The sequence below is a fragment of the bacterium SCSIO 12643 genome (assembly GCA_024398135.1).
Lineage (GTDB): Bacteria > Bacteroidota > Bacteroidia > Flavobacteriales_G > Salibacteraceae > CAJXZP01.
The window spans coordinates 46,104-67,651 of the sequence record CP073750.1; the positions used below are offsets into that span (position 1 = coordinate 46,104).

Annotated in this window: 20 protein-coding genes and 1 tRNA gene; 17 read left to right on the forward strand and 4 right to left on the reverse strand. The window is 35.8% G+C overall.

Going from position 1 to position 21,548, the window contains the following annotated elements:
- Window positions 1–48: 48 nt before the first annotated feature.
- Window positions 49–195: a hypothetical protein gene (locus tag KFE94_00250; GenBank protein UTW66576.1), complete on the forward strand. Its 147-nt coding sequence runs from the start codon at window positions 49–51 to the stop codon at window positions 193–195.
- A gap of 178 nt (window positions 196–373) precedes the next feature.
- Here the strand turns inward: KFE94_00250 and KFE94_00255 are convergent, their stop codons facing one another.
- A complete protein-coding gene (locus KFE94_00255; protein UTW66577.1) occupies window positions 374–718 on the reverse strand; it encodes a helix-turn-helix transcriptional regulator in 345 nt (114 codons plus the stop codon).
- Between the two features lie 118 nt (window positions 719–836).
- Here KFE94_00255 and KFE94_00260 point away from each other — a divergent pair, with 118 nt between their 5' ends.
- The 3 genes from KFE94_00260 (at window position 837) to KFE94_00270 (ending at window position 2,877) form a co-directional block, all read left to right on the forward strand.
- Window positions 837–1,364: a nuclear transport factor 2 family protein gene (locus KFE94_00260; protein UTW66578.1), complete on the forward strand. Its 528-nt coding sequence runs from the start codon at window positions 837–839 to the stop codon at window positions 1,362–1,364.
- 10 nt (window positions 1,365–1,374) lie between these two features.
- Window positions 1,375–2,259, forward strand: coding sequence for an SDR family NAD(P)-dependent oxidoreductase (locus KFE94_00265; protein ID UTW66579.1), 885 nt, complete (start codon window positions 1,375–1,377; stop codon window positions 2,257–2,259).
- A gap of 219 nt (window positions 2,260–2,478) precedes the next feature.
- On the forward strand, window positions 2,479–2,877 hold the full coding sequence (locus tag KFE94_00270; GenBank protein ID UTW66580.1) for a hypothetical protein: 399 nt from the start codon (window positions 2,479–2,481) through the stop codon (window positions 2,875–2,877).
- Window positions 2,878–3,008: 131 nt separating this feature from the next.
- On the opposite strand, the gene KFE94_00275 is transcribed toward KFE94_00270, so the two are convergent.
- Window positions 3,009–5,039, reverse strand: coding sequence for a T9SS type A sorting domain-containing protein (locus KFE94_00275; protein UTW66581.1), 2,031 nt, complete (start codon window positions 5,037–5,039; stop codon window positions 3,009–3,011).
- A 209-nt stretch (window positions 5,040–5,248) separates the two neighbouring features.
- Here KFE94_00275 and KFE94_00280 point away from each other — a divergent pair, with 209 nt between their 5' ends.
- From KFE94_00280 to KFE94_00340, 13 genes are all read left to right on the forward strand, one after another.
- Complete coding sequence (locus tag KFE94_00280) at window positions 5,249–5,986, forward strand: DUF3667 domain-containing protein (GenBank protein UTW66582.1); 738 nt, start codon at window positions 5,249–5,251, stop codon at window positions 5,984–5,986.
- Between the two features lie 77 nt (window positions 5,987–6,063).
- A complete protein-coding gene (locus KFE94_00285) occupies window positions 6,064–7,110 on the forward strand; it encodes a helix-turn-helix transcriptional regulator (protein UTW66583.1) in 1,047 nt (348 codons plus the stop codon).
- A gap of 118 nt (window positions 7,111–7,228) precedes the next feature.
- Entirely contained in the window at window positions 7,229–8,878 is a 1,650-nt protein-coding gene (locus tag KFE94_00290; GenBank protein UTW66584.1) for a beta-lactamase family protein, read from the forward strand.
- Between the two features lie 174 nt (window positions 8,879–9,052).
- A tRNA-Asp gene (locus KFE94_00295) sits at window positions 9,053–9,126 on the forward strand.
- Window positions 9,127–9,169: 43 nt separating this feature from the next.
- Window positions 9,170–9,427 (forward strand): GIY-YIG nuclease family protein, encoded by a 258-nt coding sequence (locus KFE94_00300; protein ID UTW66585.1) that lies wholly within the window; start codon window positions 9,170–9,172, stop codon window positions 9,425–9,427.
- A 100-nt stretch (window positions 9,428–9,527) separates the two neighbouring features.
- Window positions 9,528–9,785, forward strand: a complete 258-nt coding sequence (locus KFE94_00305) for a GIY-YIG nuclease family protein (GenBank protein UTW66586.1) — start codon at window positions 9,528–9,530, stop codon at window positions 9,783–9,785.
- Window positions 9,786–9,888: 103 nt separating this feature from the next.
- A complete protein-coding gene (locus KFE94_00310) occupies window positions 9,889–10,227 on the forward strand; it encodes a GIY-YIG nuclease family protein (GenBank protein ID UTW66587.1) in 339 nt (112 codons plus the stop codon).
- A 130-nt stretch (window positions 10,228–10,357) separates the two neighbouring features.
- Window positions 10,358–10,615: a GIY-YIG nuclease family protein gene (locus KFE94_00315; protein ID UTW66588.1), complete on the forward strand. Its 258-nt coding sequence runs from the start codon at window positions 10,358–10,360 to the stop codon at window positions 10,613–10,615.
- A gap of 325 nt (window positions 10,616–10,940) precedes the next feature.
- Entirely contained in the window at window positions 10,941–13,001 is a 2,061-nt protein-coding gene (locus tag KFE94_00320) for an SBBP repeat-containing protein (protein ID UTW66589.1), read from the forward strand.
- Window positions 13,002–13,150: 149 nt separating this feature from the next.
- Window positions 13,151–13,954 (forward strand): DUF3050 domain-containing protein, encoded by an 804-nt coding sequence (locus tag KFE94_00325; protein UTW66590.1) that lies wholly within the window; start codon window positions 13,151–13,153, stop codon window positions 13,952–13,954.
- Between the two features lie 70 nt (window positions 13,955–14,024).
- The gene (locus KFE94_00330) at window positions 14,025–14,483 is read left to right on the forward strand and encodes a tryptophan-rich sensory protein (protein UTW66591.1); all 459 of its coding nucleotides are present in this window, start codon (window positions 14,025–14,027) and stop codon (window positions 14,481–14,483) included.
- A 340-nt stretch (window positions 14,484–14,823) separates the two neighbouring features.
- Window positions 14,824–15,312 carry a class I SAM-dependent methyltransferase gene (locus KFE94_00335; protein UTW66592.1) on the forward strand — a complete coding sequence of 163 codons (489 nt, stop codon included), beginning with the start codon at window positions 14,824–14,826 and terminating at the stop codon, window positions 15,310–15,312.
- Between the two features lie 127 nt (window positions 15,313–15,439).
- Window positions 15,440–17,122: an AAA family ATPase gene (locus tag KFE94_00340; protein ID UTW66593.1), complete on the forward strand. Its 1,683-nt coding sequence runs from the start codon at window positions 15,440–15,442 to the stop codon at window positions 17,120–17,122.
- A gap of 252 nt (window positions 17,123–17,374) precedes the next feature.
- Here KFE94_00340 and KFE94_00345 read toward each other — a convergent pair whose 3' ends face one another.
- Window positions 17,375–19,111, reverse strand: a complete 1,737-nt coding sequence (locus tag KFE94_00345; GenBank protein ID UTW66594.1) for an ABC transporter ATP-binding protein — start codon at window positions 19,109–19,111, stop codon at window positions 17,375–17,377.
- A 120-nt stretch (window positions 19,112–19,231) separates the two neighbouring features.
- Entirely contained in the window at window positions 19,232–21,523 is a 2,292-nt protein-coding gene (gene pbpC, locus KFE94_00350; GenBank protein UTW68180.1) for a penicillin-binding protein 1C, read from the reverse strand.
- Window positions 21,524–21,548: the final 25 nt, after the last annotated feature.

Genomic DNA, 21,548 nt, shown 5'->3' on the forward strand with positions numbered 1-21,548 from the left:
GGCTCTAATATTAATAAAATAGAAATAGCTTATAAATAAGAAGACCAAATGAAAATCAAATGTGTGTGTGACAACCTGATCATTGATCAAACCGATTATCTCAGTAATAAAGGGTATTTAATATCAGATCTTGATTGGTTTAACTTTTGGGATTCCATCGATGAAGCTATTGAAAGTACAAATAAAAACACCTAAAGAAAGAGAAGCTATTTGTATGCAGTTAAGAAAGCAACGCTTTTTCAAAACTATTTGGGAATGTGATCATTATGGAAATTTATTTGTGAATGGAGATAATGATGATTTGGCACTATACATTCCTAATAATAGAAATTATAATCAAATTCTAAATAAACCATCGAAATAACTTTCCCCACTACTTTAAGGCCATCAACGACTCTGAATAATATTTCCCCCAGTTGGATATACTTTCTATAACCGGGTTTAGACTTTTACCCACCTCGGTTAATGAATATTCCACTTTTGGAGGAACCGTGGCATAGGCTTTTCGAGTAATAATTTTCTTTTCTTCCAGATGCTTTAATTCCTTCACCAACATTCGGGTAGAAATATCAGGAATGGCGCGTTCTAACTCTTTGAAACGTAACGTTCCTTTATCCAAAAGCACATACAATATGGCAAACTTCCACTTCCCTTCCAGAGTATTCATTGCCAAGTGAAAAGGACAGTTTAAATATTCTTCTAAAGTTTTTTCTCTCATAGTCTATTGATTATCAACAATACTCACAAAAATGTTATTACTTCCCATTCATGTAACTACTTTCAAAAGTAAAGTTAAGCATCTAGGTTTGCGGTATAAATCTTAAAAAAAACTCATCATGAACATTCAGAAAATATTCAAATCCTCATTTATTGGAATTCTATTTATTTCCACCGTTTCAAGCTGTAATCAAACTACTCACAAAGAAGCAAATACTACAACACCAAATACACCAACTCCACTTGAAGTAAACATCGAAACGAATAAAAAAGTTGTTGCTGAATTTGTTGAAGCCATGAGAACTTCAAACGTAGCCAAATTAAAAACGATGATTACTGATGATTTTAGTTGGTGGATCATCGGAAAACCCGAATATTTAGCTACAGCCGGAGAACACGACTCTAAATACTTCCTGGGATTTTTCAAAGGAACCGAATTATTTCCTGAGGGTGCAGATTTTAAAACGACTTCAATGATTGCTGAAGGAAATACAGTAGCTGCTGAAGCAGAATTCAAAGCCAAAACCGCCATGGGTTCCTATTACGAAAATTACTATCATTTTATTTTTGTAGTTGAAGATGGAAAAATCAAAAGGATGAAAGAATATATGGACACCTACCACGCAAAAATGACATTTGGACTCTAATAATCTTATCATGAACTGGACACCACAAGACATAAAAGATCTAGACGGAAAAACAATTCTGGTCACCGGAGCCAATACCGGACTGGGATATGAAACTGCATTAGAATTGGCCAGAAAGAATGCTTTGGTCATATTGGCCGGACGAAATACCGATAAAATTAATCAAGCAATATCTAATATTAAGTCAGAGATTCCACACGCAAACCTCGAAGCCGGAGTCGTTGATCTGGCTGATTTAGACTCTGTCTCCACATTCGCTGAATCGATTGTGAAAAAACATAACCGCCTGGATGTTTTAATTAATAATGCTGGAATTATGTTTCCACCTCCAGGACGCACCAAACAAGGATTTGAATCTCAATTTGGAGTAAACTACATTGCCACTTTCCTACTCACTTATAAACTCATGGAATTACTTCAAAAAACACCACAAAGTCGCGTGGTTACCTTAAGTAGTATTGCCCATAGAAATGGAACGATTGACTTTGCTAATCTAAAATTGGAAAAGCCATTTGATAAGTTTAGAGAATATGGACAAAGCAAAGTAGCGGATTTAATATTCACATTAGAATTACAAAGAAGACTGGTTAAAAACAATATCGACTGCATTTCAGTTGGGTGTCATCCCGGAATTAGTAAAACCGAATTATTAAGAACGGATAAACCGGAAATGATCAATGAATTTCCTCATATGAGTGCGAATCAGGGAGCCTACTCTAGTTTATATGCCGCCACAGAAAATATTAAAGGCGGAAATTATATCGGTCCGGACGGAGATGGAGAAATTACCGGTTATCCGGCTCCTGCTGCAATTTCAGAATATGCACAAAACGAAGAAATTGCGACTCAACTTTGGATTTATACAGAAAAGGAGCTCAATATTAAGTTCTTATAAAATATTACGGGTTTGATTTTATTTATCTTTGGGTCAAAAAGGTTACCTTGACTTTTTATCTATGAATAAAATCAAATCCATATAAGAATTGTAGGATAATTTATTTAAAAGACCAATGCCCACACCTAATAACCAACTCTTCACCCACCTTTCAGTTGCCCACTTATCTTTTATTCCAACTTTTAAAATGTACTTTTAGACTCTATGATTAAAAGGCATATGACAATCAAAGAAGCGCAATCATTTGCACATAAATGGCTACCCACTTGGACTGGGAATCAACCTAAGCTATTGGTTGACTTTTATTCAGATGATGTGTTTTATTCTGATCCGGGAATACCAAATGGAGTCAATGGAAAGAACAATTTACTATTATACTTTGAAAAACTACTTGGGCAAAATCCTAAATGGATTTGGGAACAAATTGAAGCCATTCCCATGGAAGGTGGTTTTGTCAACAAATGGAAAGCTCAAATTCCGGTAGGGTTGAAAACCATTACGTGTATTGGAGTTTGCTTCTTACAATTTAACACAGAAGGAAAAATTAAACGTAACGAAGTGTACTTTGATCGAACCGAACTTGTGCAGGAAATTTATCAACTCAAAAAGAGAGATTAACACTCATTTTTACTGATAAAGATCAGATTACCAGCTACTATTGATTAAAAAAAGTATTGAACCTTTAACAAATAACAGATAAACCTGTTGATTACTACTATTACACTACTCTCAGCACACAATTCACTTATCTATCTAGATATAAACACTTTGAAAATTTTATTTTTCTGATTTCCTTTCACTTCTAACATATAAACCCCATTAGGCAAGTCACTTACATCAAACGAAAAACTACCATTACTCTTCTGAGATCTAACGACCATTCCATTAATTGATACCAGATTATACTCAATACTTTCAGTATCATTCTTATTAACTTTTATTTTCAATTGATTCTTAGTAGGGTTTGGATAAACATAAATTTCATGACCAATATCCTCGTGCTCTATTCCGACTGAAGTGAATGTATAACATGATGAAGTATCAATACATCCATTATCTATTATTTCTAATGCATAATTTCCACTTTGAGTGACTAAAAAAGTATCATTTGTTGCTCCATTAATAGGCTGCATTGTATTACAATCAATCCATTGAAATGAACCAGTACTAGATTGTGCAATCATCGTATGACCAATTACAGTTACACCAGAATCAATTGTATTAAATGATAAATCTAAAGTTACTACACTATCACACCCTAATGCATTTGGCAATACATATTCTACTCCATTTGTATCTGAATAATATGTTATTCCATCAATCCATAAAAATGGAAAACAAGTCGTGTGAACATCGGTATAAGTGGTTCTACATGATTCCGCAGCACCAACATCTCTTATCCCATGAATCTGAACATTTTGGGCTGACGAAGTATCTAATGGATTTCCCTGATTAATAGATACTGAAGGAAATAGAGGCTCTTTAGAATATGTTAAGCCTCCGTTATATGCTAAATCTCCTAAATTCAAACTTATAGAATCCACGTTCATTTGATCGGTTAATACAGCCCCGTATAAAATTGAATCTTCAAAAATATTATAGCCATCAGATAATATCATTGTCGAATCCACCGTTCTAATATCCTTTCCAAACTCCTGAGAAACTATACTACTACTTACTTCAACTTTTGAAGGCGTTCCCCAATTGGGGCCTGCAGTAACTGCATTTGCGAAACTATTAGTGCTTATATTTTCTACAGTATTATCTACTATGGTAGAGTTTTTAATCTTAATCTTAGATGCACCAACAGCTGCACCTCCATATCCTGTTGGATTTAAAGCAACGTTCTCTATAATTGAAGATTTTTCAATTTTTATTTTTGATGTAATAGCAGCACCACAACATATGCCACTACATGAATTTGCCTTGTTTCTTGTTATACTTGAGTTTAAAATATTAGCTTCACAATGAGCAACATGACTCCAACCGTGTTGACTATGTAAAGAAATTGCCCCAGCAATCTGACCTTCATTATTATCAAAGATCGAGTTCTCAACGTTTAAAACAAGCTTCGCTCCGCTTGAGGATTGCATAAATAATCCACCTCCTGTATGAGGGACTCCTGGATTATTGCTATGCTCAGACACATTTGACCGAATAATACTATTGGTAATATTACATACTACATTTCTAATGACACTTTGATGAATAAATATCATTATTCCGCCTCCATTCCGTTTGGCTCTATTTTCAGATATGATAGAGTTATTTATATCAATCCTACAATTAGTTTGCTTAAACTTATGCCTAATAAATAATCCCCCTCCATTTCCATCTGTTCTACTATTTCTTATAATACAATTCTCTATTTTGATGCTATCCACATCATCAATTACAACCGCTCCACCAGTTGTTAACCAAATACTTGGATAATATCCATTAACCATTACTAAGGAATCTAAAACCAAATAATTAGTATAATTTGCCACAAAAATCTGATTCAGCCCCCCACCAGATATATATAACGTATCAGTGGTATTCTGTAAACCTATGATGGTTAGATCAACACCTATATAAATCTCAGAATTTAATACAATACTATCACTCCCATTCGCTATCAGACTTTGAGCAAACATGACGGTATCCCCATCAGTTGCCTGTCCAACCTTATGTCTTAGTGATCCCAACCCAGTATTATTGGTATTAGTAACTGTTAATATATTACCTCTTAATATGGATACAGTTAATAAAGCAAAAATTAGTATAAGTAGTTTTTTCATAGAGTTTTATTTTTTGACGCATCTTTTAAAAAATTGGTTGTATCAATTATCTAACTTTACGAATTGTGATGCTTCTCAATACTACAACTGTTTTAATAATTTCGCAATAAATTATTCCATGGCATTACATATAATTAGACATTACGCTTTAAATCTCCTTGTCAGATTTCAAGGGATATCTTTTATTTGGAGGTAAATTACCAGAATAAATGCCGGCACCTGAACACACCGATAATTGTAACCACTGTCAAAACAAACTCATCGGTGATTTTTGTTCTAATTGCGGACGTCCAAGAGAACTTCAACGTATAGATCATCAATACGTCCTAACTGAAATTGGGAGCATTTTAAACTTCGATAAAGGGATTTTATTTACTATTCGCGAACTTCTACTCCGACCTGGATCAAATATCAGAAAATTCCTTCGGGAAGATCGAAATCGTTTGGTTAAACCCATTATATTTCTAATTATTTCCTCATTGATTTATAGTATTAGCATCAAATTAACGGGAATTAAAGATGGGTACATTAATTTTAACTCTTACGATTGGGAAGACTCTGTTTTAGTGGTAATATTTCAATGGATATCAAACAATTATGGCTATGCCAATATCCTAATTGCAGTGTTCATTGCACTTTGGATTAAGATCCTCTTTAAGAAGTATGCTTATAATTTCTACGAAATCTTTATCCTCCTCATCTTTATCATGGGGATGGTAATGCTTTTTTACAGTTTTTTTAGTATTCTCGAAGGACTTACCGGTATAAAAATATTGCAAATTGGTGTGGATTTAGCTTTTCTATATGGTGCCTGGGCCATTGGACAGTTTTTTGACTCATCCAAACATATCAATTACCTCAAAGCACTCATATCTTACATGCTGGGCTTTATTTCATTCGTCATCGCCATATTAATTGTAGGAATAACTATCGATTTGTTTATCTAATCGGTCTAAATCCCCTGGCTGGACCTCCCTTTTATTTATTTCAAAAAGTATTACTTTCAGCGCCTCTATAGAACCAAATGAACATAGCAATAATAAATGATATCGGTAAAATCACAGTCTTTTTGCTTGTGTTGCTTTCGGGCTTCTTAATCACGGCAAAATCCAAACGAAAACTACCCAATTATCTGTTTGCAGCTTTTCTTTTGGTGACCTCCATAGATTTAACCGGGCTGTTCATGCCTCTTGCAGAAAACAACTACATTCGAGGGTTTAAAGTTGCGAGTGTTTTACTTCAGATGCCTCTATATTTCTTATATGTCCGCGCTGTATGTTATTACAATTTCAAGCTTCATAAAAAGCATATTTTACACACTGTTTTATTCTTTGGATTTCTTTTACTTTTTATCATTGAAAATGAAATTGAAGCGTATTTTGAAACATTCCAAACCATCTCTAAGCTACAATACTATGGTTATATTATAGGCATTTTTTATACACTTTATAATTTCAAAAAGGTCTACCAGGAAAACTATTCTAATAACTATAATCTCATATACAAATGGCTATTACAAACGACTATTCTATTTTTAATAGGAAACAGTTTCGTAACGATCAGAGAATTGATATCAGAAAACTCTCCCTTTTTGATCAACCTAAACTTTTTTATTAGTCTATTCGCTTTAGGTGTTATCAGTTGGTTTGTACTCAAAGCACTGTATCAGCCTGTATTGTTTGTTGGAATTGATATGGAAATCAATCCAACTAGACCTGCACCATCCACATCTCAAAACGAACCTGAGGAGCTTCAACAACTTTTGGTTTATATGCAAACAGAAAAGCCTTATTTGGATGATCAACTGACTTTACGAAAACTGGCGCTCGGTGTTGATTTCTCCGAAAAAGAATTATCTCAGTTGATTAACCAACATACCGGTAAACACTTTTTTGATTACGTCAATGCATTTAGAATCCAGGAAGCACAAAAACTTTTAGTGGAATCTTCCAAACTTACAGTACTCGAAATCTTATATCAGGTAGGTTTTAATTCAAAATCATCCTTCTATACAGCATTTAAAAAAGAAACCGGACAGACTCCTACAGAATTCAGAAAATCAAACATTTAAACTGAGTCCGACTAAAAATCGAACTCAAATCCCACCATGAATCAGTTCGATTTTCGATAGTCGGACGTTTAACACCCGCTCTCCTTTCACATTTGCGTCAAACCAAATTTTGATACAAATGAAATACTACATTCAAATGGCATGGACCCTTTTACTAGTTAGTCTTACCATCACAGGTCAATCTCAAAAAACTTTACAACAACAAGCAGATAGTTTGTTTTATCTCGAACAACAACATCAAGGTCCGGGAGTAGCAATATCCGTAAATCAAAACGGAAAAATGCTTTACGAAAACCAAATGGGTTATGCGCATCTCGAACACCGAATTCCCATTTCTGATTCCTCCGTTTTTTTGGTAGGATCTATTTCCAAACAATTCACCACTTTCAGTATTCTACTTCTTGAAAGCGAAGGTAAACTCTCTGTTGACGATCCCATTATCAAATATCTCCCTGAACTTTCTGCTATAGAAAGTAAGATGACCATTCGACATCTGGCCAATCATACCAGTGGGTTTAGGAACAACTATGATCTGAACTATCTGAGAGGTTTTTCGGATGAAGACTTAATGAGTCAGTCGAAAATGGTGGTCCTTTTACTTCAACAAACAGGAGTCAATTTCACACCTGGAGAAAGATTCCAATATTGCAATGCAGGTTATACATTGCTTGCTGAAATTGTCAGTAGAGTTTCCGGAGTATCCTTTTCTGACTTTGTACAAACTAATATATTTCAACCCTTAGAAATGCATAATAGTCAGTTTCTGGAAGACCCAACACATTTGATTATGAATAAAGTAAATTCATATTATTTAAGCGAAGACGGTTATCATTATTACCCAATGAATAGAACAGTTGTTGGTTCTACCGGATTATATACCACTACAGAGGATTTAATAAAGTGGCACAGAAATTTTTCTCACTTCAAAGTTGGTGATCCTAACATGTTTTCCAAAATGATCGCTCCCGGTAAGTTAAACTCCGGAAAACAAATTCCATACGGTTTAGGGTTAGAAACAAAAACATATCGGGGCGTACAAGTCATTTTTCATGGCGGTGGTGATGCCGGATTCAGAGCCTTTCTCCTATCTGTTCCACAATATAATTTCACAGTAGCAATCACTGGTAATTTTGAATCCTTTAATCCTTTAAACATAGCTTATGGAATGATCGATATTTTTTTAAATAATGAACTTATTCCTACTCCACCTTCAGCTCCTCCGGTTATTCCTAAGAAACAACTTCAGAAATTTAGTGGTACATATCAGATCTTTCCGGGATTCTATATCCGGATTATAGCTAAAAATGATTCTCTTTATTTCCAACCCTATGGAGCAACAACCGAACTTGCCTTACCCGTTATTTCTTCAAATGAATTTCTTTTTCCGGATCGACCACATAGCAAGATCGTATTTACGTCTGAAGGTCTTAGATGGCATTTTTCGGACTTCTCCTACCCCGGTAAAAAAGTACGTCTCGATCCTCCCAAATATCATGACATCGAGATAAATCAGTTTCTGGGTTCTTTTTACAGTGCTGAATTAGAAACGATCTACACCTTCGTCCAGCAAAATGGAAAAATTATCGCAACACATCCAATCAATGATGATATTGAACTTCATCCTATTGATGAAGATGCATTTATCACCAACACTTCTTTTTTAGGGCGTGTTACATTTATTCGAGATCAAAGTAAAAGGATTATTGGTTGCAAAATCAGTGGGCAAACCGCATATAACATCTACTTTAAAAAGCTAAATTGCGACTAAATCTATCTAAATTCATATCGCTCTCATTTTTATTTAATTTTTCACAATCTGATAATAAAGAGGTTATGTTTTTATTCTAAAATATTTGATTTTTCTAGCTTTCAGATTAAAAATTAATACTACTTTTGGCGCACCAAATCGGAAACGATTAAGGGAACAGTCGAAAGACATGTTGGTCCGGTAGTTCAGTTGGTTAGAATATCTGCCTGTCACGCAGGGGGTCGCGGGTTCGAGTCCCGTCCGGACCGCAAAGCTCAACATAACGTTGGGCTTTTTTTATGCCCTAAATTCATGAATCATTACGTTTACATCATTCAAAGTATCTTAACTGGGAAGTTTTATAAAGGCTATTCATTATCCCCTTATGATCGTCTTAAACAACATAATAATGGAGAAAGTAGATATACTCAACATTTTTGTCCCTGGGAACTTGTGTTTATTCAATCTTTTGATTCTAAAACAAAAGCCTTGATAAGAGAAAAAGTTCTTAAAAAATATTCAAAGCAACAAATTGCAAATCTTATTAAATCTCCTCTAAACGAAATCTAGAATATCCGCCTGTCATCCCCAAAGCTTTGGGGACGGGTTCGAGTCCCGTCCGGACCGCAAAGCTCAACATAACGTTGGGCTTTTTTTATGCCCTAAATTCATGAATCATTACGTTTACATCATTCAAAGTATCTTAACTGGGAAGTTTTATAAAGGCTATTCATTATCCCCTTATGATCGTCTTAAACAACATAATAATGGAGAAAGTAGATATACTCAACATTTTTGTCCCTGGGAACTTGTGTTTATTCAATCTTTTGATTCTAAAACAAAAGCCTTGATAAGAGAAAAAGTTCTTAAAAAATATTCAAAGCAACAAATTGCAAATCTTATTAAATCTCCTCTAAACGAAATCTAGAATATCCGCCTGTCATCCCCAAAGCTTTGGGGACGGGTTCGAGTCCCGTCCGGACCGCTTAAAGGTTTACAGTTTTGTAAGCCTTTTTTTATGCCCTAAAATCATGAGACATTACGTTTATATCATTCAAAGTATCTCAACCGGAAAGTTTTATAAAGGTTATTCCTTATCTCCATATGATCGTCTTAAACAACACAATAATGAAGAAAGTAGATATACTCAACATTTTTGTCCATGGGAACTGGTATATATTCAGTCTTTTGATTCTAAAACTGAAGCTTTGAAAAGAGAAAAAGCTCTTAAGAAATATTCAAAAAAACAAATTGCTAATCTTATGAAATCTTCATTAACGAGATTTAGAATATCTGCCTGTCATCCCCAAGGCTTTGGGGACGGGTTCGAGTTCCGTCCGGACCGCTTAAAATTAAAAGAGTTTCATTAATAAATGAGACTCTTTTTTTTTGCAATAAACTTTAATAGAACGAGAAGTATATGCTGAGCGAAGTCGAAGCAAGTCCCGTCCGGACCGCAAAGCTCAACACAGTGTTGGGCTTTTTTTATGCCCTAAATTCATGAATCATTACGTTTACATCATTCAAAGCATTTCAACAGGAAAGTTTTATAAAGGCTATTCATTAGCCCCTTATGATCGTCTAAAACAGCATAATAATGGAGAAAGTAGATATACTCAACATTTTTGTCCTTGGGAACTTGTATTTATTCAATCTTTTGATTCTAAAACAAAAGCCTTGATAAGAGAAAAAGTTCTTAAAAAATATTCAAAGCAACAAATTGCAAATCTGATTAAATCTCCACTAAACGAAATCTAGAATATCTACCTGTCATCCCCAAAGCTTTGGGGACGGGTTCGAGTCCCGTCCGGACCGCTTAAAATTAAAAGAGTTTCATTAATAAATGAGACTCTTTTTTTTGCAATAAACTTTAATAGGACGAGAAGTATATGCTGAGCGAAGTCGAAGCAAGTCCCGTCCGGACCGCAAAGCTCATCATAACGTTGGGCTTTTTTCACCTTAATCCAACCACTTTTCATATTTGCTCCTATCTCCCTAAATTCATATATTAGTTACTGATTTTCAACACCAAAAACTACTATATTAATTTCTGGGTCTTTGATCTGATTTTATTACCTATACCATGAAAAGAAAAACTTTACTATTAGCCTTCGTTTTATTTAGTCTATATCAAATTCATCCTATATACGCTCAAAATATAGTTTTTAGCTGGGCCAAAAGTGTTGGAGGGACACACAATGATTTCGGTTTTTCGATGGCCGTTGACCATCAAGATAATATGTATATTACAGGTTCTTTCAATGATACTGTTGATTTCGACCCAGGTCCAGCTGTTGCTAATGCTTCAAGTTTTGGTCATCTGGATATTTTTATTCAAAAGCTAGATCCGAATGGTAATCTCATTTGGTTTAGAAATTTAGGTGGAGCAACTGACGATTTTAGCCACTCAATTGCCGTAGATGATTTAGGATTCATTTATATTACCGGAAGTTTCAGCGGAGTTGTTGATTTTGACCCAGGATCTGGAACTTCAAATTTAACGTCAAACGGATTTAACGATATTTTTATTTTAAAACTAGACCAAAACGGAGATTTCTTATGGGCCAGACAAATAGGTTCCACGCAATCAGATGATGGATTATCTATAGACGTAGATAGTTTTGGAAATGTCTATACTACAGGAAGCTTTCAGGGTATGGTTGATTTTGACCCTGGAGTCGGAACTACCAATCTGACTGCAAATCAAGCCCGGGATATATTCATCCAAAAATTAGACCCCAGCGGAAACTTCCTATGGGCCAAACACATGGGAGATTTCGGAACCGATCGAGGTTTCGATATAGAGGTAGATCCTAGTGGTAATCTATATACCACAGGAATATTTGCAGGAACTATTGACTTTGATCCCGGGAATGGAACAAGCAATCTTACCTCAAATGGTAATGCGGATATTTTTATCCAAAAATTGGACGCAAATGGCGATTTCATTTGGGCAAAAAGTTTTGGAGGAATATATGGTGATTTTAGTACATCTCTAGCCATAGATCATAATGGAAATATTTATACGACCGGAGCTTTTGTCGATCTGGTCGATTTTGATCCTGGAGTTGGTATTACTAATCTCAATTCCAATGGTGATTATGATATTTTTATTCAGAAACTGGACGTAAATGGTAATTTTATTTGGGTTAAAAGTATGGGCGGAATAGATAAAGAATATGGGTATTCTATTTCTGTCGACCAGATGGGTAATATCTATAATTCTGGATTTTTCGAAGCTACTGTTGATTTTGACCCTGGATCTGGGATTAACAACCTTACCTCTAATGGATTTCAAGACATTTTCATTCAAAAGTTAGATAGTAACGGTGACTTTATATGGGTTGAACAAATTGGTGGGTGGGGAATTGACGGATGCCGGTCGATTGACGTAAGTGATTCTGGTAATATTTATGCGGTAGGTTATTTCTGGGATACCGTAGATTTTGATCCGGGGATAGACTCAAACTATCTCACCTCAAATGGTATGATGGATATTTTTATGCTCAAATTAGGTTCTTCTTGTTTTAACTCTTATAGCACTGATGTACAAGTGGCGTGTGATAGTTATACCTGGATGGATGGAATTACATACACCTCCTCAAATAATAATGCCACGTACACACTCACAAATGCTTCCGGATGTGACTCTATTATTTCATTAGATTTAACCATTAATGCTGTATCTGATATTTCGGTTTCTCAAAACCAAAATACCCTTACCGCTAATAATACCAATGCGACTTATCAATGGTTAGATTGTAATAATAACTATACCCCAATAACAAATGAAACTTCGATAAGTTTTACGGCAACGGCAAGTGGAAACTACGCTGTAGAGCTCACAGAGTTTGGATGTGTAGATACCTCGGCCTGTATGCTTATCAACAATGTAGGAATAAATGAATCAAATCCAAATCAGGGGTTTGAGTTATACCCTACTCCAGCTACAAACTTTCTCAATATATCTATTTATTCAATATCACAAGCTGTTCATGATGTGACCATTTTTGATACAAAAGGTTCCAGATTAATCGATTTAAAACTAAAAAACGGAGATCAAACAATTGATATTAGCAGTTTAAAACTTGGAATATTTATTATTCAGATCGATAATCAATACGCTAAGTTTATTAAGGAATAGTTCAATTCACCATATACATCTTATGTACGAATATTAACTCAAAAATTGAAGTGATTGATCTTTTACAATTAGGTCCTAAAACCTAGTTTTACCGACCAAATTCAATCAATAAACAATCACTACAAACCAAATAGTTACGTATTTACCATATGGATCATATTGCACACATCGAAAACGAAATTTCCGATTTACGTACCGAATTAAGAACGCACAAACTATATACTGCTTTAAACAGCATTGAGGATATCAAAACATTTATGGAGAATCATGTGTATGCGGTATGGGACTTTATGTCTTTGCTCAAAGCACTTCAAATGAAGCTTACATATGTAAACACTCCCTGGTTGCCTCCTCAAAATGCGACATTGGCCAGATTCATTAATGAGATTGTACATGGAGAAGAAAGTGATCTCAATGAATTGGGCGAACCACAAAGTCATTTCGAAATGTATTTGGAAGCCATGCATCAAATTGGAGCAAACACCAATGAAATAGACGGACTTATTCAGGCAATAACTTCAAGTCAATCCATTGATTACGCTTTAAACGAAATTGATATTGACCGTAAGGTTGCGAATTTTGTGAAGTTCACTTTTCAAATCATTGGGACTCAAAAACCACATTTAATTGCCAGTGCATTTACATTTGGACGTGAAGATGTGATTCCTGATATGTTTCTGGAAATATTAAAAAGTGCCGATCAAAAAAACCAGTATTACAATAAGCTTCGATATTATCTGGAAAGACATATTGAACTGGATGGAGATGAACATGGTCCATTATCATTGCAAATGATCACAGAGCTTTGTCAGGGTGATGATTCCAAATGGAGCGAAACACTCGAAGTTGCAAAACAATCTTTAAGTCAAAGAATAGCTCTTTGGGATGCCATTCATAATTTAATTGTAAATAATCAGCATATATCTGAGACAACAGCCCATTTAGAATCATAATTTTCTTCCGGATCTAAGACCATATTCTATCGGAATACCATAATTTTATAGGTATCTGACAATTAATAATATGATCGGTAGAGTCTTAATATTCTTAGTACTCAATTTCGCAGCACTCGCTTTGGGTAGTTTATTTACTGCCAAAGGTGTTCCTTCTGATTGGTACGTTGGCTTAAACAAAGCTCCCTGGACACCTCCGGGCTGGATGTTTGGATTTGCCTGGACATCCATCATGATTTGTTTTGCGCTGTATATGTCATATTTATGGCCGCAAATGGCTAACAAAAAACTGCTTATCCTATTGTTTGCCGGACAATGGATCCTAAACGTATCGTGGAATCCTGCATTTTTTCATTTCCACCAGGTATCAATAGCCCTAATAATTATAGTCTCACTGACCATTCTAATAGGTTATCTACTACTCAGTTTCTGGCCTATACTAAAATTAAAATCAACTCTCTTATTCCCCTATTTTATCTGGTTACTCATTGCCACGTCTTTAAATGGATATATTTTGTTGAAGAATTAAACTCACTAAAGTATAATGATTTATTATGCCTGTTATAATCCATAGTAACAAACATGTTTATGTAAGAATTCCATTGCTTTTGATTTCATTGATAGCATTTGCGATAAGTCCTATTCTTATAAGCATGATTGGTGCTTTGATCTCAGAATCAATATCAGGTCAGCCATGTAACGAAGCTAATTGTATATGGGGTGCATTTGGATGGTTGTTTATGTTAACTTTCCCAATCGCAATTTTAACTGCTATAATTTTAATGATTATTGTTATTTCTGATATCCTCAAACTTGATAATAAGAATAAACCATAAAACTATTATTTTAATAACCTAAATTTCAATTCCATGGAAAACTACTCCTTTCTTAAAACCAACGACCCGTATGTACTCACCCCTAAAAAACTTGTCAGATATAAACTGGAACTTCTGGAACTTCAAGATGGAGATATACTGATCGATATGGGTGTAGGTGATGCCAGGAGTTTGATTATGGCTTGTGAAATGGCTGATGTAAAAGGAATTGGGTATGAAATATCTTCAGAGATTACCGAAATTGCCAGAAAAAATGTTGCTGATGCTGAATTAAGTAATCGTATAGAAATCATAAACAAAAGTATGTACGATGCGGATTTATCTAAAGCCAATACGGTAATTATTTATTTAACCAGAACCATGTTAGGCGCGATCTCTGAAAAGCTGGAGAACGAACTCCCTCATGGTGCGCGTATTGTGACCCATCAATTTGATTTGCCCGGATGGACTGCTGAAAAAGAATTGGAAGTCACATATGAGGGATGCCAGGCCGAAATGGTTTATTTATATCGTAAAGACTAAAACTTCCTGAAAACCCATATACTGAATTACTTAAATACGACTTATAAACAGCGGCAAAAAGCCTTTCAATTTATGGTTTCATTCACTTTGGTTTTAACCTACTTTTGAAACTTCAATTTCATCACATATGAAGCAATCGCAGGCACTGGACATACTTAAATCAGGAGAAAACGTATTTCTTACCGGATCTGCCGGAGCTGGAAAAACCTATGTTTTAAATCAGTATATTGAATATCTGAAATCCAGAAAAGTACGTGTGGCAGTAACAGCCTCTACCGGTATTGCAGCTACACATATGAATGGAAATACCATACATTCCTGGAGTGGTATTGGGATCAAAGATCATTTAAGTCCTGCTGATCTAAGAAACATGGATACTAAAAAGTATCTAAAAAAGAATCTGGAAAAAGTAAAAGTGCTCATCATTGATGAAATTTCTATGTTACACAGAAATCAGCTCGATATGGTGAATATGGTCCTCAAACACTTTAAAAACACACAAAGTGCTTTTGGTGATATTCAGGTAATTTTTGCCGGAGATTTTTTTCAGCTCCCTCCTATTGGAGATACACCAATCCGTGAGCGCTTTGCATTTATGTCGGCTGCATGGGTAGAAGCCGATTTAAAGGTTTGCTACCTTACAGAGCAATATAGACAAAGCAATAACTCTTTGAATAGCATCTTAAATGAGATTCGGTCCGGTGAGGTTTCTCGAAATTCGATCCTACACTTAGAAAATGCAGCACATACTGTGTTAAAAGACAATTGGGAACCCACCAAGCTTTATACCCATAATGTGGATGTAGATAGAATCAATAAAGCTGAACTAAGCCAGCTTACAGGGAAAACCAAAATATTCAAAGCCAAAACACAGGGGAATCCTAAAATACTGGAAACGTTCAAAAAATCAGTTCAGGCTTCAGAAGTGATTGATCTAAAAATTGGAGCTAAGGTGATGTTTGTCAAAAACAATCCGGATTTAGGGTATATCAATGGTTCTTTAGGAGAAGTGGTTGATTTTGATTCTGAAATTGGTTTCCCAATCGTTCGATTGCTTAATGGGAAAAAAATAACAGCAGTACATGATTCATGGAGCATTGATGACGATGGTGGAAAATCACTAGCCAAATACGAACAAGTTCCTTTAAGATTAGCCTGGGCCATTACCGTACATAAAAGTCAGGGAATGACCTTGGATGCGGCAGAAATAGATTTGAGTAAAACCTTTGAAAAAGGTCAGGGTTATGTGGCTTTATCTCGATTAAAAGAGCTGGACAATCTAAAACTATTAGGGTTTAATCCCACAGCAATCGAAGTAGAACCTCTGGCACTTAAAGCGGATAAACGCTTTTTGGAATTATCTGGTGAAAATGAAATTCGTTTTATTGAGTCTTCCAAACTGGAACAAAACGCTAAAGAATTCATGGAATGGTGTGGTGGACTAACCGATCCAAAGGAAATTGAACGAGAAGCCAGAAAGCAAAAACAAAAAGCTTTTAAGAAGTCTACTTATGAGCAAACCAAAGAATTGGTTGAAAAGGGCTTAAATATCCTTGAAATTGCTGAAGAAAGAGGTTTGGGTGTGAGTTCGATTATCACACATCTGATTAAGTTAAAAGCTGAATATCCGAAGCTGGATTTAAGTCAATTTAAACCCAATGCGAAAGATTTAAAAGTGATTAAAGAAGCTCATCAAAAAGTAATGAAAAACAAAAAACCGGATGAGCCTTTAAAACTCGGAGTTCTGTATAATACGCTTAAAGGCGCTTATGAATATTCCGACATTAAATTGGCACTTCTCTTTATATAACGCGGCATTTATTTGGCTGATCACCTACCAATCCAATTATTATTTTAACTTATTTTCAATTTAAGGCAACTATTTTAACCGCTTTTACGTTTAGTAAGTAGTTTATTTATTGTATTTTAAAATAGATAAACTAGACGAAGAACTTAATACTCGATACGAAATTTTATTTCATAGTTAGTTAATAGTTTTAAGTTAATCAGGGCTCAAGAAAAGATCGCTAAAACCTGGCGATCTTTTTTGTTTTAAGTCCTTTTATATTCTTGCTTGATACGTGAACAATTTATGATATCTACCTTTTAGTTCGATCAACTCATCATGGGTTCCTCGTTCTTCTATCTTTCCTTGCTCTACAACCAGAATCTGATCTGCCTGACGAATTGTACTTAATCTGTGTGCAATCACAAATGTGGTTCTCCCCTTCATCAATTCAGTTAAACTATCCTGAATCATGCTTTCACTTTCGGTATCCAAATTTGAAGTCGCTTCATCCAGAATCAGGATTTTTGGATCAGCCAATACGGCTCTGGCAATAGCAATACGTTGTCTTTGACCACCGGATAATTTCACCCCTCTCTCTCCGATCACCGTTTCCAGTCCATCTTCGAATCTATTGGTAAATTCACTTACATATGCGGCCTCAACCGCTTTTTGAATTTGCACTTCAGTGGCATGTGGACGTGGGAAAATGATATTTTCTCGAATCGTTCCTTCAAAAAGGAAATCATCTTGCAATACAACTCCTAAATTGGCTCGATAACTTGCTAAGGTGACTTTTGAAAGGTCGTTACCATCAATCGTTACTTTTCCGGATTCCGGATTCATAAATGAAGAAACCAACCCGGCAATCGTACTTTTACCCGAACCTGAAGACCCCACCAAAGCTGTAACTGTTCCACTTGGTGCGTCAATATCCACCCCATGTAAAACCTCTTTATCTTCTTCATAAGAAAATGTGACGTTCTCGAATCTAATATCTCCTTTAACGTTTTTCAATTCAATCGTACGATCAGTTAAATCATGTTCTTCAGTTAAATTCATTAACTCTTCTGTACGATCTAATCCCGCAAAACCCTCTGTTAATTGACTTCCGATATTGCTCATTTGCACCAAAGGAGTAATCATAAACCCCAGATAAATCGTAAAGGATAAGAAGTCACCAAAAGTCAATGATCCATCTATCATTTTATAACCTCCCAGTCCCATAATTCCTGCGGATGCCAAACCCAATAATAAAGTGGCAGAACTAGTCACCAAAGCGGTTGAGGTCAAACTCTTCTTAATATTATGATATAAGCGCTCTACTCCTGACTGGAACGTCTTAATTTCTTGTGCTTCGGCATTAAATCCTTTAATCACTCTTACCCCATTTAAGGTCTCCGTCAAACGACCGGTCACCTCTGCATTAATCTTTCCTCGCTCTCTAAAAATTGGGCGAATAAAACTGAATGCTTTCATGGCCACAAAGGCAAAAATGGATACCGGAATCAAAACATATGCGGTCATTTTAGGGCTAATTCTAATCAATAAAAACAAGGAAGCCACTGCGGTTAATGATCCGCCTACCATTTGAACCAAACCAGTACCTACCAGATTTCGCACTCCTTCAACATCTGTCATAATTCTGGAAACCAATTCTCCTGACTTACTGTTATCAAAGAAATTAATAGGCAGTCCCAAAACTTTCTTCTGTACTTTAACTCTCAGTTCCGCAATCAAAAATTGCGCTTCTACACTTAGTAATCTCGTTAATAGAAATGAAGTGATCGCCTGGACAATAATCGATGCGACTACAACCATAAGCACCGTCCACAGCATATCAATATCTTTATTCACTACCACGTCATCAATTAAATACTTGGAAGCACCTGGTAATACTAAACTGGCCAATCGGCTGATGACAATTAATATCAGCCCCACAAACAAAAGCTTTCGTCTGGGCCATACTATAGTTTTAAATACATTGGATATACTGGTAGTAGATTTACTCATCTTAATTCTCAATTGATTGTTTAGGGTACGAAAATGTTTTTTTCATACGGGTGCAAATTTAGAATTATAAATAGAGCCAGTGTTTTAAAAGAATGGTATAGAATTCTTAATTTTCTTTAATTATTCCAACACTTCAAACTTTTTAACCAATTCATTACCGTTTTCGTCCACAACCACTAAAACATGTGTTCCTGCTGATGCAATGATTTCTAATTGATGAAAATCCTGCGTCACCCCAATATAATTACCATCCAGGTGCCAGTAAACTTTAAGTTTAGGATGTCGATGCACCAATTCAAAAACAGCTCTACCCTTTTGACCGGATAATTCTTTAGGAATAAAAATTTTGTTAGGGAATTTAGGGTAAATAAAATCCATTAAATGGTCATCAGCCGCTTCGCAGTCCGGTCGGATGGGTGGCAATGGTTTGTATAATGGCGATTTGATTTTGTAAAACCATTCTTGAACCGGAGGAAGCACAAACCAGCTTTTATGTAAAATCCGATCTGCCGATTCACAATTCATATTCACCCGGTATTGCTCTTGCATATCCACATGTACTTTAATGTGATATGGACACACTTTGGTGTTTTGAATCACATTTGGAATTAAAACAGTATCCACCAGATCACAGTCTTGTGAAGCTTTATGTCCACTTATCGCACAAACTCTGGTCTCCTGATAATCAGAAACAGGTTGTTCAAACCAAACCGTATCCTTTAAATGATCAAATACATCAAACATCACCGGAGCAGCATAACCGGAGCCTGTCAGAGATGCTCGCCCTTCCCCGTCTGCGTTTCCTATCCAGACCCCGACCACATAATTTGGCGTCACTCCAATAGCCCAGGCATCTTTATTTCCAAAGCTGGTTCCCGTTTTCCAGGCAATTTTACGAGACGAACCAAATGACTTCCACCCCGTTCGACTTATCGGTCGATTTACTTCCGTTAACGCTTCAAATGTTTCGTAAATCGCAGCTGCACTCAGGCGATCTGCTCCTACTTCCTCCTTATTGGGTATTTGCTTAAAATGACTACTGAGATACATATTAGAGCGTGAATAGGTTCCCGTTTTATTATAATGCTGTAAACGCCTTACCATTCCGGCATACATACTCGTCATTTCAATAAGTTTTCCTTCGGCTCCACCTAAAATCAAAGACAGTCCATAATGATCAGAATTATATACTAATGAACGCATTCCCATTGCAGTTAAGTCATTATAAAATCGATCTACTCCATGTTGCTTTAGCAATCTTACAAATGGAACATTCAAAGAGCGAGATAAAGCTTCATCGGCAGGTACGGCTCCATCAAATGTCATGTAAAAGTTCTTTGGAGAATAACCTGAAAAGTATGTGGGTATATCCGCAACCAACATTTTAGGCAGTAGTTCTCCCTGACTTAACATCGTAGCATACAGGAATGGTTTTAATAAACTTCCGGTACTTCGTGGAGCTTTGATCACATCTACATCATTTCCATGTTTTTTAGCGGTGGTCGCATTACCCACATAAGCCACTATGCGCCCTGTCTTTGGTTCGAGAATCAGAATAGCTCCGTTATAAATATCATTATATTGATATTGTTTTACATAGCTATTCAGAACATTCTGTGCAGACTTTTGCAAATGCGCAGAAATATCGGTTTGTACTCTTTCTCCATTCTTTTGCTCAAATGCACGATCCAACAGGTGATTGGCATATTGAGGTAAAGGATATGGTTTACCCGGCAAACTTTCCAATAACGCCAATTCCAAATTCTCCTCGGTGAGATATCCTTCCTTTTGCAGTTTCTTTAGCAAACGATCTCTTTTCGCTCTTAAAATTTCAGAATTCTTGCCTGGGTAAATTAATGCCGGAGCATTCGGCAACACGGCTAAAGCCGCCATTTCTGCCCAGGATAAATCATCAGCAGATCGATTGTAGTATCTCCAGGCTGCGGCATCTAATCCTACCACATTTCCACCAAAGGGCGCATTTGAAGCATACAGATTTAAGATTTCAGACTTACTATAATTGATTTCCAAATGCAATGTCCAAAACAATTCGATTAGCTTTTGAGACATCGTTCTGGACTTATTTTCTCGGAGCATTCTGGCTACCTGCATGGTGAGCGTACTTCCACCTTGCCTGATCTTTCCTGCTTTTGCGTTGACTTTAATGGCTCTGTATATTGAAAAAGGATTTATCCCTGGATGCGCATAGAAATATTGATCTTCAAAGAGTAAAATACACTTTTCAAACTTTTCGGGAACCTCCTCCATCGCAGGAAATCTCCATTGACCATCATTCGCAATTCTGGCACCGATTAAAACACCTGTAGAATCTTCCAAAATGGTAGATGTAGGTGATTTAAATTCAGGATTTGGAATAACAAATCTGGATAGTAAAATCAGGAGCAAGATCATTCCTGCTCCCCATTTCAAGCCTATT